The sequence below is a fragment of the Streptomyces sp. WM6378 genome, assembly GCF_001279695.1.
Taxonomy (GTDB): Bacteria; Actinomycetota; Actinomycetes; order Streptomycetales; family Streptomycetaceae; genus Streptomyces.
This window is the reverse complement of record NZ_LGDD01000031.1, coordinates 1-16,144: the sequence shown is the minus strand read 5'-3', so window position 1 is coordinate 16,144 and position 16,144 is coordinate 1. Positions and strand designations below refer to the sequence as shown.

Sequence of the window (16,144 nt, the reverse complement as noted above, 5' to 3'; positions counted from 1 at the left end):
GGGCTGGGCGAGGGGGCTGATGTTGGGTGCGAGTGCGGGTCGGGGGTGGCTGGTCGCGCAGTTCCCCGCGCCCCTTAAACCGGCTTTCGGCCGCGGGCCGTGCGTGGTTGCTCGCGCAGTTCCCCGCGCCCCTGGCAGCGTGGACCCTGGCCAGGGCCAGCATCTTTAGCCCGTCATGGGGGTCCCCCCTGGCCCTTGAGGCCTTGGGGGAGTTTGAGGACGAGCGCCCTTGAGGCGCGAACGGGGTCTGGGGCGGAGCCCCGGGTCAGTTCGGCGGGCAGGTGGCCAGGGCCGTGCGGGCCGCCGCCAGCGCCGCAGGGGTGCCGGCCCGCCGAGCCGCCACCAGCGCCCGCTCGAAGTCGACCCGGGCGGACACCAACTGCCCAGCGCCGCGCAGCAGTTCCGCCCGCTCGCGCAAAAGGTCCGCGATGTCCTCCCAGCACCCCAGCTCCTCGAAGAGAGCCAGCGCCTCGTCGGCGCACGCCAGCGCCGACCCCGTGTCGCCGAGAGCCCCCGACACCCCGGCAAGGCCGGTGAGCGTCGTCGCCGTCCCCCAGCGCTCGCCCAGCGAGCGAAACGCCGCGAGCGCCGCCGACAGGTCGAGGGCGGCCTCCTCCATCCGGCCGTGGAAGAGGTGCAGATGCCCCGACCCCGCCCGCGCGAGCGCCCGGGACCAGGGGTCGGCCCCCGCCAGCTCCGGCCGCTCGGCCCCCGCGGACGGCCCCGCCGAGATCGCCCAGAGGAACGCCGTGAACGGCTGCCGGAACGGCCGGTCCCGCTCGGCGACGATCCGCGCGGCCCGCGCCCGGTCCGCATCCGGAACCGCCCCGCCCGCCCCCGCCGCGAGCACGCACAACACGTAGGCCTCGTCGAAGTCGGGGGACCTCTCCAGTGAGCCCGGTAGTGCGCCCGGTACGTCGCCGTCCAGCACCGCCAGCAACCCGGCCGCGACGGGCGCCACATCGGCCCGCAGGCCCCGCAGCCACCAGAACGAGGAGAGCGCGGTCAGCAGGCGCAGGGCGGACGGGCGGTCGTCGCGGGTGGCCCGCACCAGAGCCGCCCGCAGGTTCGCGTGCTCCGACGAGAGCCGATCCAGCCAGCGGAGCTGGTCCGCCGAACGGAGCTCGGGGTCGGCCGCCTCGGCGAGTTCGAGGAAGTACGCGGTGTGAGCCGAGCCCGCCAACTCCCGTGAAGACAAGGGGAGTTGCTCGGACGCGTAAGCCCGGATCGTCTCCAGCATGCGGTACCGGCCCGCCCCCGCCTCCACCAGCGACTTGTCGGTGAGGGAGGCAAGGAGGTCCTCCGCGTCGGGGCCCGCGCCGCAGACCCGACCGGCGGCCTCCGCCGTGGCGCCGCCCGCGAAGACGGTCAGCCGCGCCGCGAACTCCCGCTCCTCGTCGCTGAGCAGCGACCAGCTCCACTCCACCACCGCCCGCAGCGTGCGGTGCCGTTCCGGCTTGGTGCGGTCGCCGCGCGACAGGAGCCGGAACCGGTCGTCGAGCCGGTCCGCGATCTCCGCGAGCGGGAGCTGCCTCAGCCGGGCGGCGGCCAGCTCGATGGCCAGCGGAAGCCCGTCGAGAGAGCTGCAAATGGCTTGTACGGCAAGGGGGTTGGAATTGGTCTGATCGAGCGCGAAGCCGGGGCGTACGGCGACCGCCCGGTCCGTGAAGAGACGTACGGCCGCATCCGCATCCAGTGGGCCGACCGGACGCAGCGACTCGCCCGTGATGCCCAGGGCCTCGCGGCTGGTGGCCAGGACGCGCAGGCCGGGGCAGTGGGACAGCAGGCGGTGGGTGAGGACGGCGGCGTCCTCGACGATCTGCTCGCAGTTGTCGAGGACCAGCAGCACGGCACGGTCCCGCAGGGCCTCGACGAGCGCCGCTTCGGGATCGTCGGCGCCGCTGTCGCGCAGGCCGAGGGCGCCGCGTACGGCCAGGGCGGTCCGGGGCGCGGCGGACAGGTCGACGAAGCACACCTCGCCGGGCAGGCGCGCGGCCGCCTCCAGGGCGAGCCGCGTCTTGCCGGTCCCGCCCGTGCCGATCAGCGTGACGAGCCGCGACGCCCCCAACAGGGCCATCAGCGCCGCCAGTTCACTGTCCCGGCCGACGAAGGAGGTGAGCTGGGCGGGCAGCCGCGACGCGGGGGCGGGCCGGGCCTTCTCGCCGCGCAGGATCGACAGGTGCACCGCCGCCAGTTCGGGGGAGGGGTCGGCGCCGAGCTCCTCGGCAAGGAGCGTACGGGCCGTCTCGTACTCGGCGAGCGCCTCTGCGGCCCGCCCGCAGCGCCGCAGCGCCCGCATCAACTGGCCGCGCAGCCGCTCGCGCAGCGGGTGCGCGGCCACCGCCTCGCGCAGCCGGGGCAGGAGCTCGGACGGGTCGCCGCCGAGGGCGAGTTCGGCCTCGGCGAGCTCCTCGACGGCGCCCGCGCGCAACTCCTCCAGGCGTGCGCTCTGCGCGGCGGCGTAAGGAGCGTGGGCCACGTCGACGAGCGCCGGTCCGCGCCACAGCCCCAGCGCCTCGCGCAGCAGCACGGCCGCGCGTCCGGGGTCGCCGGCCTCCCGGATGCGCGCGCCCTCCCTGGCCAGCTGCTCGAAGCGGAGTACGTCCACGTCCTCGGGGTCGGCCACGAGGCGGTAGCCGGCCGGCCCGTACTCGATGTCGACGATCTTGCGCAGCCGGGACACCTGCGACTGAAGCGCGCCCGAGGCTCCGGCGGGCGGCTCGTCCCCGTAGAGCGCGTCCAGGAGCCGCTCGGCGGGGACGGTGTGTCCGGCGTTCAGCACGAGGAAGGCGAGCAGTGAGCGCAGCCGGGGGCCTGCGGGGGCGGTTTCGGCACCGGACATGCCCATCGGGCCGAGCAGGAGGTAGCGCATGCGGCCGATTCTCGCGCAGCCCCTCGCGGGGTGGGGCGCGGCCTCCCCGGGTCAAGCCCCGGCCGGGGTCCGCTCCGCCCGGCGGCGGTTCAGCGTCCAGCCGACCGCAACCGTCACCGCCGCCACCGCCCCGGCAAGCGGCACCGCCGCATGCCCCGCGAACGTACACCCCAAAATCACCAACGCCGAGACGGGCAAGGTCAGTTGCTGCGCCGCGCCCCGCTTGAAGTGGCGGGAGTGCAACGCCCACACCGTCAGCATGAACAGCGCCGCCGGCACCGTCACCGCGGAGGCCGCCGCGATCGCCGAGATGTGCGCCTTGCCGACGGTCTGCTCGATCGCCACCTCCATCCCCGCCCCGATCGCCGCCGCCGACGCGAGCACCACGTAATGTCCGTAACCCCACACGAAACCCTGCCGGTTGGAGGACAGGTGGTCGTGGATGGGTGCCGCGAAGTAGATCCACCACGCGGCGAACACGATGAGCAGCCCGCCCGCCGCGAGCGGCAGCAGATCGCCGAGCTCGTCGTGCTCGTCGAGGGCCTCCTGTACGGCGATGGTGGCGGCCGACACGGTCTCGCCGAGCACGATCAGCGTGAACAGGCCGTACCGCTCGGCGATGTGGTGCGGATGCCAGCTGGTGGTGTGGTGGCGTTCGGCGAGCATGGGGACGGACAGTTCGGCGAGGGCGAGCAGCGGGAACACCCAAGTGCGGGCGGAGTCCGGGACGAACAGCATGCCGACCCAGCCGAGCTGGCACACCACGAGCCCGGCCGCGTACCGCAGACACACCTGGCGTTCGGCCGGGTCCTGGCAGCTCACGGCGGCCCGCAGCCACTGGCTCGTCAGCGCGAGCCGCATCACGATGTAGCCGATCACGCTGATCGTGAAGTCACCGTCGTCGAACGCGCGCGGCACGCCCGCCGCCAGGATCAGCACGCCGGTGATCTGCACGAGCGTCACGACCCGGTACAGCGCGTCGTCGGTGTCGTACGCCGAGGCGAACCACGTGAAGTTCATCCACGCCCACCAGATCGCGAAGAATACGGCTGCGTACCCCGCGAGCCCCGTGCCCACATGGCCCTCTGTCAGAGCGTGGACGAGGCGGGCGCCGGCCTGGGCGACGGCGACCACGAAACAGAGGTCGAAGAAGAGTTCAAGCGGGGTCGAGGCGCGGTGCTCCTCGTGGCGGCTGCGTGCGGTCATGCGTGGCATGCGCACAGCACACCAGACGGCCGGGCGCGCTAGGCGGCCAACACTTCAGGGCGTACGGATTCGTACCGGTTCAGCACAAGGCGGGCGAGGATCGGGTGATCGGCGATCGGCGCGGACACGGCGTGCACGCCGGAGGTCGCTGCGGCCAGCGCGTCCAGGGCGCGGGTGAAGCGGCCGGGCGCGAGGAGGTGCGCGGCGATGGTGATCCGCCGGCAGCCCGCGTTCTCCAGCTGCGCCCCGCGCTCGGGGACGGTGGGTGACGCGGCGGCGCAGTACGCGTCGAGTACGGGGATGTCGGGGTGCGCGGCGCTCAACTCCCTTACGGCGGCGCGGGTTCCGTCGTTCCCGTGCGGGCGGGTCGAACCGGCGCCCGCGACCACGACGGCGTCCCCGGGGCCGTTGGCCGCGAGCAGCCGCTCGTGCACGGCGCGGGCGACGTCGGGCTCTTCCGCGAGCCCGTCGGTGACGGTGCAGCGGAAGCGGCGGGCGACGGCGGGAATGTCCACGCGGCGGTGGAAGCCGTCGCCGAGGAGGAGGGGCACGACGGTGGCGCCCGGGTTCCGGGCGAGGACATCGGCGAGCGACGGCCGCTGCCCGTCCAGATGCCCTACGAGGGCGGGCACGCCCAGCGCCCGTACGAGGCGGCCGACGGTGGCGGCCGCCTCGGGGGCGGTGCTGCCGTGCACGGCGACGACCAGCATGTTCGCGACCTCCCGTTGCGGGGGGGGGGGGGGGGGGGGTGCCGGGGTGGTGTCGTGGCACCCCGGCGCTCTTCACGCTAACGCGGCGGGCAACGAATGCGACCCCGCCAAAGTCCCGTCCCGGGGGGACCTATTCCCCACCCCGCCCCTTCCCGCTGTGACACTCTGCGGCTCCGCCGCGTGGCCTCCGGGGGTGAAGGACCCTGGGGCTCCGCCCCGGACCCCGTTCGCGCCTGAAGGGCGCTCGTCCTCAAACTCCCCCAAGGCCTCAAGGGCCAGGGGGGACCCCCATGACGGGCTGAAATGCCTGGTGCGGGCCAGGGCGATGCTGCTAGGGGCGCGGGGAACTGCGCAAAGAACCACGCACGGTCCGAGGCCGAGAGGGAGTTGGGGGCGCGGGGAACTGCGCGAGTGCCCCGTACGGTCCGCACGCCGAACGGAAGCCACGCCTCCACAATGGCCCAAGCTCTATCGCGCCAAATTGGCCTGTTCATAGGGCCGTTCAAGATCGTAAGGTCACGTCATGACCCAGGAAACGACCTCCCAGGCCTCCCAGATCGCCCCGCCGTTCCCGCCCGTGCTCACCCGTCGCGGCGACGCCGAGACCTGCGCGGACCCCAGCAGCGTCATGACGCTGCTCGCCGACTCGGACCGTACGGCCGACGGCTTCACCACCTACCGGTCCACCTTCGCCAAGGGGGCCGTCGGGGCGCCCGCCCACTTCCACACCAAGGCGACCGAGCTGTTCTTCGTGATCAGCGGGTCCCTCCAGGTGCTGGTGGGCGAGGAGGTCACCGTCCTGGAGGCCGGCGACTTCCTGGCCGTGCCGCCGCACACCCCGCACGCCTTCGCCGCCGCGCCCGGCGGCGAGGCCGACGTCCTGTTCGTGTTCACTCCGGGCATGGGCCGCTTCGACTACCTGCGTCTGCTCGGCCGGGTCATGCGCGGCGAGGCCGACCCGAAGGAGATCGCCGAGTCCGCCGAGCGGTTCGACAACCACTACTGCGACAGCCCCGCCTGGCGCGCCGCCCTGGAGGCGTCGGCATGATCGACGCCACGACGCATGTCCGGGTGGCCCGGCCCTCGCGGGACCTCGCCGCCGCCGAACACTTCTACGTGGACGGCCTCGGCCTCGACGTCCTGTGGCGCACCACCGAGCGCGTCTCCGGCGAGCACGACCTCCTGATGGTCGGCCCGGCCGGCGGGTCCTGGCACTTCGAGCTGACCAACGACCCCGAGCACCCGCTTGAGCCGACCCCGACCGTGGAAGACCTGTTCGTGGTCTACCTCGGCACCCCCGTGGACGAGACCCTCGTCGACCGCCTCGTCGCGGCCGGCGGAACCCGCGTCGCCGCGCACAACCCGTACTGGGACGAGTACGGCGTCACCGTCGCCGACCCGGACGGCTACCGCCTGGTGCTGTGCTCCCGCACCTGGGGCTGAGCGACGCCCGGCCGACCGTGCGTCCCTGACCGTTCAACCGCTCAACTGTCCACCCCGGGCCAGCGGTGGTCCCACGGGTGGCCCAACTCTGCGTGTGCGTAAGCGAGTTCCACCCAATCGGCGGCCAGCTCCGGGTCGCCGCTTTCAGCGGCCTCGATCCCGAGCGACTTGACCCGGGCGCACGCGGGGCAGGTCTTCGGGTCGACCCGGCCGGGCCGTGGCTTCGTGAACTCCGCAACGTCCCATGCGGCTGGGTCCAGCATGCCGCCCCCTCCCGAGCGCAGACCGCGCTCAGCACTCGTCTTCGCGCTCGTGGGGGTGCTGCCGGATGGTGTCGGTGGCCTGGGTTACGTCTGCGGCGTTGCCCGCCATGTGCGCGCGTGCGCGAGCGGTGCTGGCGGCCGAGCAGGTGCCGCAGCCGGGGTGAGGTACGGGTTCGAGCTGAGGCGCATGCCTCGCTGGGGATGTCATGGGTTCCAACCGCCTTTGCAGTCCTTGCAGTCCGGTCAGTGCTGCCTTGAGTACGTCAGGGGTCGGTGGGGCGTAGGGGCCCCGCGAGACCCAGTCCGGGGCGAGCCGCCAGAAGCCGCCTTCCGCATCGAGTGGCATGGTTCGCTCCTCTCTGTAGCGAAAGTGCTACCGGGAGTGTTCAGCGTGGGCCACACTTGGGCAGCGTTCAACCTGTTGCAATGGAACGAAGGGTTGGTGAACTGCCCTTGAACCGCAAGGACTTGAATCCGGATGCGTCTCCGCAGGCGGCCTACGGGGCGCGCCTACGCAGTTTGCGGGAGGCGCGTGGCTGGACTCAGGACGACTTGGCCGAGCGCACGGACTATTCCAGCGTGCACATCTCGGCAGTTGAAACTGGGCGCAAGCCTCCAACCCTCCGCTTCTCGCGTAGCGCGGACCGGGCGCTCGGCACAGAGGGCACCGCCGAGGCGTTCGAGCTGCAATACCGCGAGATCAAGCACGGCGGCCTGCTGGAGGGGTTCCCGCAGTACGTGGAGCAGGAGGGCCGGGCGGTGGAGATCCGGCTGTACCAAATCGGGATCGTGCCCGGACTTCTCCAGACTGCGGAGTACACGCGGGTGCTGGCCTACAGCGCCGTTCGGCGGGGTGCCATCACACCCGAACAGGCCGATGAACGCGTCTCGTTCATTGCGAGGCGCCAAGCGGCGCTGGTGCGGTCACGCCCGCCCGCGATGCTGGTGGTGATGGACGAGAGCTGCATCCGCAGGCCGATCGGCGGCCCCGAGGTCATGGATGCTCAGCTCGACCGGCTGGTGGAGTTCGCCGCGCTGCCGAACACCGTGCTCCAGATCGCCCCGTACGACATGGGGGAGCGCCGCCCGTTCAACCTCCCGGTGAATTTGCTGACGTTGGCGGACCTGTCCGTGACCGCGTATGCGGAGTCCCAGATGCGGGGCCACTTCGACCGGGACACGGCCACCGTGCTTCCCCTGCTGGCGGCCTACCATCAGCTACAGGCCGAAGCGCTGCCGCAGGCGGCGTCGGTGGACCTGATCAACGAGGCACGAAAGGGCACCCCGTGACCACGACCGACTCCCTCCACTGGATCAAGTCTTCGTACAGCGACAACGGCGGCGATTGCATCGAGGTGTGCGCCTGGACCAAGTCTTCGTACAGCAACAATGGCGGCGATTGCATCGAGGTCGCCACCGACCTCACCGCCTCGCACAGCGTCGCCGTCCGCGACAGCAAGAACCCCCACGGACCCATCCTCATACTCGCGCCGCAGGCCTTCACCGGCCTCGTCGAGTTCGCCAAGCGCGCCGATGACGCGTAGCGGTCACCGTACGAGCTGAAGCCCCGCCCTTTCGCAGCCGCGGGGCTTCCTGCTGCTCGGCGGCGCGCCAGGAGCGGCTGTTTCCGGCCGCCCTCGTCCCGCGCGGGGTGTTTCCCTCGCGGCCGGGGCGGCGGCCGCGCACAGTGGTCCGTATGACGACACCGACACCCGCAGAGCTGCTCCGCGACTTCGCCCGCACCCGTGCCTCGCTCGACGGTGAGGAGGTCACCTACTGGTGGTCCGGAGACGTGTACTCCTGGGCCCCCGACGAGCCCTACCAGCGCCTCTTCGGCTTCGAGGGGGTCAACGTCGCCCGGCTCGTCCAGGACGAGGAGGCCGGGCCGGACGCGTATCAACTGCTCACCCGCGAGGCCGCGTTCTACCTCGACCCCGTCACTCGCGAGATCCTGGAAACCTGGCAGGACCTGCCCGTGGTGCACGTCTGGAACGACCCGGCGAACCAGAAGTGGCGGCCCTTCCCCATCCCGACGACCGAGCTCGGCGGACAGGTCTGCTTCAGTCTTGAGATCCCGCTCGCCTATCCGTCGCCGCTGCCGGTGGCCCAGTACCCCCGCCACTCGGCCGGCGACACGTATAAGGCGCTGGAGCTCTTCCAGTTCTTCGCCGACCGCGCCGACCTGGCCGGATCGGCGCCCAGCGTCCCGGCCGCCATGTCGTGGACCCGGATGTCCCCGTGGCTGCCCTGGATGGCCCGGGGCCAGCGGCCCGGCGGCCTCACCTTCCACTGCCGGGGCCGCAAGCTCGGCTCGTACGCCGAGGTCCCCGAGCGCACGCGCGCCTACATGGCCGACCGCCATCCCGAGTTCGCCCAGGCCCCCGAGAAGTGGAGCGAGCCGAACGAGACCAGCTGGACCTACTTCCGCAAGCTCAACCCGCCGGCGTAGCCGGTCCCCGAAGCGGGTCCAAGTGCCCGGTCCCGAGGGCCGCAAGGCCCTGGTGGGGAGGGCTTTTTCGGCGGCACGGGCGGGTCGGGGCGGTCTAGCGTCGAAGGGGTAGACCCCCAGCCCCCGGAGCGAAGCCATGCCGCACCCTGCGACGCAGAACCTCGTGCTGATCGGCCACGGCATGGTCGGCCACCGCCTCCTGGAGGCGCTCGCCGAGCGAGGGGCCCTGGCGGCGCCCGGCGCCCCCGGCTGGCACGTCACCGTACTCGCCGAGGAAGACGTCCCCGCCTACGACCGCGTACATCTTTCGTCCGCCTTCACAGGAGCCACGACCGAGCAACTCGCCCTCACCGATGGGGAGTTCATGCGTCAGCACGGCATCGACCTGCGGCTCGGTGACCCCGCCGAAGTCGTCGACCCCGCCGCCCGCACCGTCACCACCACCTCTGGCGCGGTCGTCACGTACGACGCGCTCGTGCTCGCCACCGGCTCCTACCCCTTCGTGCCGCCCATCCCCGGCGCCGACGCCACCGGCTGCTTCACCTACCGCACGCTCTACGACGTCGAACAGCTCACCCAGTACGTCCGCGACGGCGCCCGCACCGGTGTCGTCATCGGCGGCGGGCTGCTCGGCCTGGAGGCGGCCGGCGCGCTGCGCACCCTCGGGCTCCAGACGCACGTCGTCGAGTTCGCGCCCCGCCTCATGCCGCTCCAGGTCGACGACGGGGGCGCGGCCGCCCTGCGCACCACCATCGAGTCGATGGGCGTCGCCGTGCACACCGGCGTCGGCGCGCACGAGGTCGAGCTGGACGACGCCGGGCGGGTCCGCGAGCTGCGGCTCAGCGACGGGCGGCACATCGGCGCCGACGTCGTGGTCTTCTCCGCCGGAGTGCGGCCCCGCGACCGGCTCGCCCGCGAGTGCGGGCTCGCCGTCGGCGACCGGGGCGGCGTCGCCGTCGACGCCCACTGCCGCACCACCGACCCGTACATCTACGCCATCGGCGAATGCGCCCAGAGCGTCGACGGGCGGGTCTACGGCCTGGTCGCGCCCGGCTACCAGATGGCCGAGACCGTCGCCGAGCGCCTCGCGGGCGACGGCGCCCTCACCTTCACCGGCGCCGACACCTCCACCAAACTCAAGCTCATGGGCGCCGACGTCGCCTCCTTCGGCGACCCCTTCGCCACCTCGGAGACCGGCGCCGTCGAGGTGCTCTTCTCCGACGGCCGCGAAGGCGTCTACAAGAAGCTCCTGCTCGGGCCCGACGGGCGCCTCCTCGGCGGCATCCTCGTCGGCGACGCCGACGCGTACGGCTCGCTCAAGCCGCACACCGGACGCCAACTCCCGGGCCCCGCCGAGGCGTTCATCGCCCCCAGCGGCGGCGAGGCGCCCGGCGCCGACGCCCTGCCCGACGATGCTGTCGTCTGCTCCTGCCACAACGTCACCAAGGGGGACGTGCGCGGCGCCGTCGCCGAGCACGGGCTCACCGACATCGGCGGCATCAAGCGGTGCACCAAGGCCGGCACCGGCTGCGGCGGCTGCATCGGGTCGCTCCAGGCCGTCCTCGACGCCGAGCTCGCCGCCGCCGGCGTCACCAAGGCGCGCGGACTCTGCGAACACTTCGAGCTGTCGCGGTCCGAGATCTACACCCTCGTGAAGGACCAACACATCCTGTCCTTCAGTGAGTTGATGGAGCGTCATGGAAAGGGCGGGGAAGGGTGCGCCGTCTGTAAGCCCGTCGTCGGGAATGTGCTGGGCACTCTCGCGCCCGAGCTCGGCCTCCGGCACGTCCTCGACGGGGAGCAGGCCACCCTCCAGGACTCCAACGACCTCTTCCTCGCCAACCTCCAAAAGGACGGCACGTACTCCGTCATCCCGCGCGTCCCCGGCGGCGAGGTCACCCCCGAGCAGGTCATCGCGCTCGGCGAGGCCGCCCGCGACTACGGGCTCTACACCAAGATCACCGGCGCTCAGCGCATCGGCCTCTTCGGCGCCCGCGCCGACCAGCTCCCCGACATCTGGCGCCGCCTGGGCAGGGCCGGCTTCGAGTCCGGGCAGGCGTACGGAAAGTCGCTGCGCGCCGTCAAGTCCTGTGTGGGCGCCCGGTTCTGCCGCTTCGGCCAGGGCGACTCCATCCAGCTCGCCATCGACCTGGAACAGCGTTACAGGGGGCTGCGCACCCCGCACAAGTTCAAGGGCGGCGTCTCCGGCTGCCTGCGCGAATGCGCCGAGGCGCGCGGCAAGGACATCGGCGTCATCGCCACCGCCGGCGGCTGGAACCTGTACGTCTGCGGCAACGGCGGCGCCAACCCCCGCCACGCCGACCTCCTCGCCTCCGACCTGTCCACCGCCGACCTCTTCAAGACCGTCGACCGGTTCCTCATGTACTACGTGCGCACCGCCGAACGCCTGGAGCGCACCGCCGCCTGGATCGAGCGCATCGACGGCGGACTCGACCACCTCAAGGACGTCCTCCTCGCCGACTCCCTCGGCATCTGCGCCGAGCTCGAAGCCCAGATGGACCGCCACGTCGCCGCCTACCAGGACGAATGGCAGGCCGTCCTCGCCGACCCCGCCGCCCTCGGCCGCTTCGGCCGCGTCGACTTCGGCGCCGTCGACGACCTGGAACCCGGCCGCGGCCGCCCCGCCCAGCTCCCCGACGGCACCGAGGCCGCCCTGTTCAAGTCCCGCACGGGCCGGGTGTACGCGCTGTCCAACCGCGACCCGTTCTCCGGTGCCGACGTCATCGCGGGCGGCATCATGGGCAGCCGCGACGGCATCCCCGTCGTCACCTCGCCCATGCACAAGCAGGACTTCGACCTGCGCACCGGGCAGTGCCTCGACGACCCGGACGTCTCTCTCCCGGTCGTCGACCTCACGGACGTGCCCGTCACTCGGTTCTAGAAGCCCGGCGGCCTTTGTCTGCGGGGGCCGGACGGCAGTCCCCCCGGGGACCTACGGCCGCCCGCAGTCGTGGCATTCGCCTCTCACCCCCACCCCGGCCGGAGGCGCAACGTAGATATGTCAGGACTCGTCTCAACCCCCTGGGAAGCACCATGAGTTCCGCGCTCCAGCCGTCCCCCCGGCCAACCGCCGGCCCCGATGCCACCGTCACGTACGACGACGCCACCGTCACGTACGACCCGGAGAACTACCGGCCCGGCCGCACCATCACCGAATGGGAACCGGAGAACGAGGTCTTCTGGCGCTCGGTCGGCCGGAGGGTCGCCAACCGGAACCTGTGGATCGCCGTCCCCGCCCTGCTCGTCGCCTTCGTGGTCTGGCAGGTGTGGTCCGTCACCGCGACGAACCTCAAGGACGTCGGCTTCTCCTTCTCCACCTCGCAGCTGTTCTGGCTCACCGCCATCCCCGGCCTGACCGGCGGCACGGCCCGCATCCTCTACACCTTCCTCGGCCCGATGATCGGCCAGCGCCGCTTCACCGCACTGTCGACGGTGATCCTCATCGTCCCGCTGATCTGGCTCGGCATCGCCATCCAGGACACCTCCACCCCGTACGGCGTCATGGTGATCATCGCCGCGCTGTGCGGCATCGGCGGCGCCAACTTCGCCTCCTCGCTCGCCAACATCGGCTTCTTCTTCCCGAAGAAGGAGAAGGGCAACGCCACCGGCATCAACGGCGGCCTCGGCAACCTCGGCGTCTCCGTCGTCCAGCTGCTCACCCCGATCGTCATCACCTTCTCGACCATCGCGATCGGCACCGCCCAGCACAAGAAGGACGGCACCCCGGTCTATCTGCAGAACGCCGCGTTCCTGTGGGTCCCGGTTCTCATCGTGCTCGCCCTGATCGCCTGGTTCGGCCAGAACGACCTGAAGGTCGCCTCCACCCCCTTCAGCCGCCAGAAGATCATCTTCAAGCGCAAGCACAACTGGCTGATGACCTGGCTCTACGTCGGCACCTTCGGCTCCTTCATCGGCTTCGCCGCCGCCCTGCCGCTGCTGATCAAGACGACCTTCCCGGCCTACTCGGTCGCCACCTACGCCTGGATGGGCCCGGCGCTCGGCGCACTGGCCCGCTGGGCCGGCGGCTGGATCGCCGACAAGCTCGGCGGCGCGAAGGTCACCATCATCTCGTTCGTCGGCATGGCCCTCGCGATCATCGGCGTCATCAACTTCCTTCCGGCGGGCGGAGATTCGGGCAACTTCTACGGGTTCTTCGGCTGCTTCCTGGCCGCGTTCTTCTTCTCCGGGGTCGGCAACGGCTCGACCTTCCGGCAGATCCCGGTGATCTTCCGCAACCAGCACCTGAAGGGCCTGACCGAGGGCACTCCCGAGTACGCCAAGGCGCTCAAGCAGGCCGAGATGGAGGCGGGCGCCGTCACCGGCTTCACCTCCGCGATCGCCGCCTACGGCTTCTTCTTCATCCCGGCGATGTTCGCCAACTTCGCGGTGACCAGCGCGATGTGGGGCTTCGTGGCGTTCTACGTCAGCTGCATCGTGGTGGCGTGGTGGTTCTACGCCCGCAAGAACGCGGAGGCGCCCAGCTAGGACGGGCCCCAGGTCGTATCCGCTGCCGTGAAGGAGGCCCGCGCATGCCGCGCGCGGGCCTCCTTCGTGTTTTTCCCGGAGGTGTTCGGCGGAATGTCCGGTGGAATGGCCAGTGAATTCTTGTGAATGTGTTCACAAGCGAACTAAGGGCCAAAGTCCCGACGGAATGCGCAGGTCAGGGGCACTGTCAAGGAATGAGGGAGGGGGAGAAGGGGGATTTCGGCCCGAATCTGGTGACCTATGCCGCCGCAATTGATCGATCAAAAGGAGTGGAATGGAAGCAGTCGAAGAGCTTCCGCTCAACGGCACGAAGTACGACGTCAACGGTGATTCGGAAGGGTGCCTGCCATGACTGCGACTCCTGCAGAGGCAACGAAGAACGGCGGAGCCTGGGACGGCTTCAAGGGCGGACTCTGGCGCGACGCCATCGACGTCCGTGACTTCGTCCAGCAGAACTACACGCCCTACGAAGGCGACGCCGACTTCCTCACCGGCCCCACCCAGCGCACCACCGCCGTATGGAACAAGCTCCTGTCGATGTTCCCCCAGGAAATCGAGCAGGGCATCTACGACGTGGACGTGCAGACCCCGTCCCGCATCGACGCCTTCAAGCCCGGCTACATCGACGGCGACGCCAAGAACCACAGGGACCTCATCGTCGGCCTCCAGACCGACGGCGCCCTCAAGCGCGCCATCATGCCCAACGGCGGCTGGCGCATGGTCGAAGGCGCCCTCAACGCCTACGGCTACGAAGCCGACCCCGGCGTACGCGACGTCTACACCCACCTCCGCAAGACCCACAACGAAGGCGTCTTCGACGCCTACACCCCCGAAATCCGCGCCTGCCGCTCCTCCGGCATCATCACCGGCCTCCCCGACGCCTACGGACGCGGCCGCATCATCGGCGACTACCGCCGCGTCGCCCTCTACGGCATCGACCGCCTCATCGCCGCCAAGGAAGCCGACAAGACCCGCCTCGGCGAGGACTGGGCCACCGAAACCGTCATCCGCGACCGCGAAGAGGTCTCCGAGCAGATCAAGGCCCTGAACGAACTCAAGGCCATGGCCCTCTCCTACGGCTACGACATCTCCGGCCCCGCCACCACCGGCCGCGAAGCCGTCCAGTGGCTGTACTTCGCCTACCTCGCCGCCGTGAAGGAGCAGAACGGCGCCGCCATGTCGATCGGCCGCATCGACAACTTCCTCGACATCTACCTCCAGCGCGACATCGAAGCCGGCCTCATCACCGAGGAACAGGCCCAGGAATTCATCGACGACTTCGTCATCAAGCTCCGCATCGTCCGCTTCCTGCGCACCCCCGAATACAACGAGCTGTACTCCGGCGACCCCACCTGGGTCACCTGGTCCATGGCCGGCATCGGCGAGGACGGCCGCCCCCTCGTCTCCCGCACCACCTTCCGCGCCCTGCAGACCCTCTACAACCTCGGCCCCGCCCCCGAGCCCAACCTCACCGTCTTCTGGGACCGTGAACTCCCCGCCGGATTCAAGGACTTCGCGTCCAAGGTCGCCATCGACACCTCGGCCATCCAGTTCGAGTCCGACGAGCTGATGCGCCCCAAGTACGGCGACGACACCGCCATCGCCTGCTGCGTCTCCGCCATGGCCGTCGGCAAGCAGATGCAGTTCTTCGGCGCCCGCGTCAACGTCGCCAAGGCACTGCTCTACGCCATCAACGGCGGCCGCGACGAGAAGACCGGCAAGCTGGTCGTCGAGGGCTTCGCACCCATCGACGGCGAGTACCTCGACTACGAGACCGTCGCCGCCCAGTACGACGCCATGCTGGACTGGCTCGCCAAGACGTACGTCCATGCCCTCAACGTCATCCACTACATGCACGACAAGTACGCCTACGAGCGCATCGAAATGGCGCTCCACGACCAGCACATCCTGCGCACCATGGCCTGCGGCATCGCCGGCCTCTCGGTCGCCGCCGACTCGCTGTCCGCCATCAAGCACGCCAAGGTCAAGGTCGTCCGCGACGAGACCGGCCTCGCCGTCGACTACGAGATCGAGGGCGACTACCCCGCCTACGGCAACAACGACGACCGCGCGGACGCCCTCGCTACCCGGATCGTGCACGACTTCATGGAGAAGGTCCGCAAGCACCCCACCTACCGCGACGCCGTCCACACCCAGTCCGTGCTGACCATCACCTCCAACGTCGTCTACGGCAAGAAGACCGGCAACACCCCCGACGGCCGTCGCGCCGGCACCCCCTTCGCGCCCGGCGCCAACCCCATGAACGGCCGCGACGAGCACGGCTACATCGCCTCCGCCCTCTCCGTAGCCAAGCTGCCCTACGACGACGCCGAGGACGGCATCTCGCTGACCAACACCATCACGCCGGACGCCCTCGGCCGCACCCCCAAGGAGCGCATCGACAACCTCTCCGGCGTCCTCGACGGCTTCATCGCCAGCAACGGCTTCCACATGAACGTCAACGTCCTCGACAAGGCCACCCTGGAAGACGCCATGCGTCACCCGGAGAACTACCCCCAGCTCACCATCCGGGTCTCCGGCTACGCGGTGAACTTCGTCCGCCTCACACGGGAGCAGCAGCTCGACGTCATCAACCGGACGTTCCATGGGGCGCTTTGAGGGGTGAGGGTCTGGGCTCCGGGGGGGGTGGGGCCCCCTCCCCCCCACCCCCCTCGCCCCCCCACCCACCCCCACC

12 protein-coding genes are annotated in these 16,144 nt (G+C 70.8%); 8 read left to right on the top strand and 4 right to left on the bottom strand.

Going from position 1 to position 16,144, the window contains the following annotated elements; genetic code table 11:
* Positions 1 to 265: 265 nt before the first annotated feature.
* The 3 genes from ADK54_RS05440 to ADK54_RS05430 are packed head-to-tail and all read right to left on the bottom strand — an operon-like array spanning position 266 to position 4,788.
* Positions 266 to 2,872, bottom strand: a complete 2,607-nt coding sequence (locus tag ADK54_RS05440) for a BTAD domain-containing putative transcriptional regulator (protein WP_053724367.1) — start codon at positions 2,870 to 2,872, stop codon at positions 266 to 268.
* 51 nt (positions 2,873 to 2,923) lie between these two features.
* Positions 2,924 to 4,078, bottom strand: a complete 1,155-nt coding sequence (locus ADK54_RS05435; RefSeq protein ID WP_053724366.1) for a low temperature requirement protein A — start codon at positions 4,076 to 4,078, stop codon at positions 2,924 to 2,926.
* Positions 4,079 to 4,116: 38 nt separating this feature from the next.
* On the bottom strand, positions 4,117 to 4,788 hold the full coding sequence (locus tag ADK54_RS05430) for a sirohydrochlorin chelatase (RefSeq protein WP_053724365.1): 672 nt from the start codon (positions 4,786 to 4,788) through the stop codon (positions 4,117 to 4,119).
* Between the two features lie 523 nt (positions 4,789 to 5,311).
* Here ADK54_RS05430 and ADK54_RS05425 point away from each other — a divergent pair.
* Both ADK54_RS05425 and ADK54_RS05420 read left to right on the top strand, forming a co-directional pair.
* Positions 5,312 to 5,836: a cupin domain-containing protein gene (locus ADK54_RS05425; protein WP_053724364.1), complete on the top strand. Its 525-nt coding sequence runs from the start codon at positions 5,312 to 5,314 to the stop codon at positions 5,834 to 5,836.
* On the top strand, positions 5,833 to 6,231 hold the full coding sequence (locus tag ADK54_RS05420) for a VOC family protein (RefSeq protein ID WP_053724363.1): 399 nt from the start codon (positions 5,833 to 5,835) through the stop codon (positions 6,229 to 6,231). The genes ADK54_RS05425 and ADK54_RS05420 overlap by 4 nt, the downstream gene beginning before the upstream one ends.
* A gap of 41 nt (positions 6,232 to 6,272) precedes the next feature.
* Here the strand turns inward: ADK54_RS05420 and ADK54_RS05415 are convergent, their stop codons facing one another.
* A complete protein-coding gene (locus tag ADK54_RS05415; protein WP_053724362.1) occupies positions 6,273 to 6,494 on the bottom strand; it encodes a hypothetical protein in 222 nt (73 codons plus the stop codon).
* Between the two features lie 453 nt (positions 6,495 to 6,947).
* Here ADK54_RS05415 and ADK54_RS05410 point away from each other — a divergent pair, with 453 nt between their 5' ends.
* The 6 genes from ADK54_RS05410 (at position 6,948) to pflB (ending at position 16,068) form a co-directional block, all read left to right on the top strand.
* Positions 6,948 to 7,784 carry a helix-turn-helix domain-containing protein gene (locus ADK54_RS05410; RefSeq protein ID WP_053724361.1) on the top strand — a complete coding sequence of 279 codons (837 nt, stop codon included), beginning with the start codon at positions 6,948 to 6,950 and terminating at the stop codon, positions 7,782 to 7,784.
* A complete protein-coding gene (locus ADK54_RS05405; protein ID WP_053724360.1) occupies positions 7,781 to 8,038 on the top strand; it encodes a DUF397 domain-containing protein in 258 nt (85 codons plus the stop codon). The genes ADK54_RS05410 and ADK54_RS05405 overlap by 4 nt, the downstream gene beginning before the upstream one ends.
* Before the next feature lie 152 nt (positions 8,039 to 8,190).
* The gene (locus ADK54_RS05400) at positions 8,191 to 8,943 is read left to right on the top strand and encodes a DUF1838 family protein (RefSeq protein ID WP_053724359.1); all 753 of its coding nucleotides are present in this window, start codon (positions 8,191 to 8,193) and stop codon (positions 8,941 to 8,943) included.
* Between the two features lie 136 nt (positions 8,944 to 9,079).
* Entirely contained in the window at positions 9,080 to 11,845 is a 2,766-nt protein-coding gene (gene nirB, locus ADK54_RS05395; protein WP_053724358.1) for a nitrite reductase large subunit NirB, read from the top strand.
* Positions 11,846 to 11,997: 152 nt separating this feature from the next.
* Positions 11,998 to 13,449, top strand: a complete 1,452-nt coding sequence (locus ADK54_RS05390; RefSeq protein WP_078966139.1) for a NarK family nitrate/nitrite MFS transporter — start codon at positions 11,998 to 12,000, stop codon at positions 13,447 to 13,449.
* 348 nt (positions 13,450 to 13,797) lie between these two features.
* On the top strand, positions 13,798 to 16,068 hold the full coding sequence (gene pflB / locus ADK54_RS05385) for a formate C-acetyltransferase (RefSeq protein WP_053724357.1): 2,271 nt from the start codon (positions 13,798 to 13,800) through the stop codon (positions 16,066 to 16,068).
* Positions 16,069 to 16,144 lie beyond the last annotated feature (76 nt).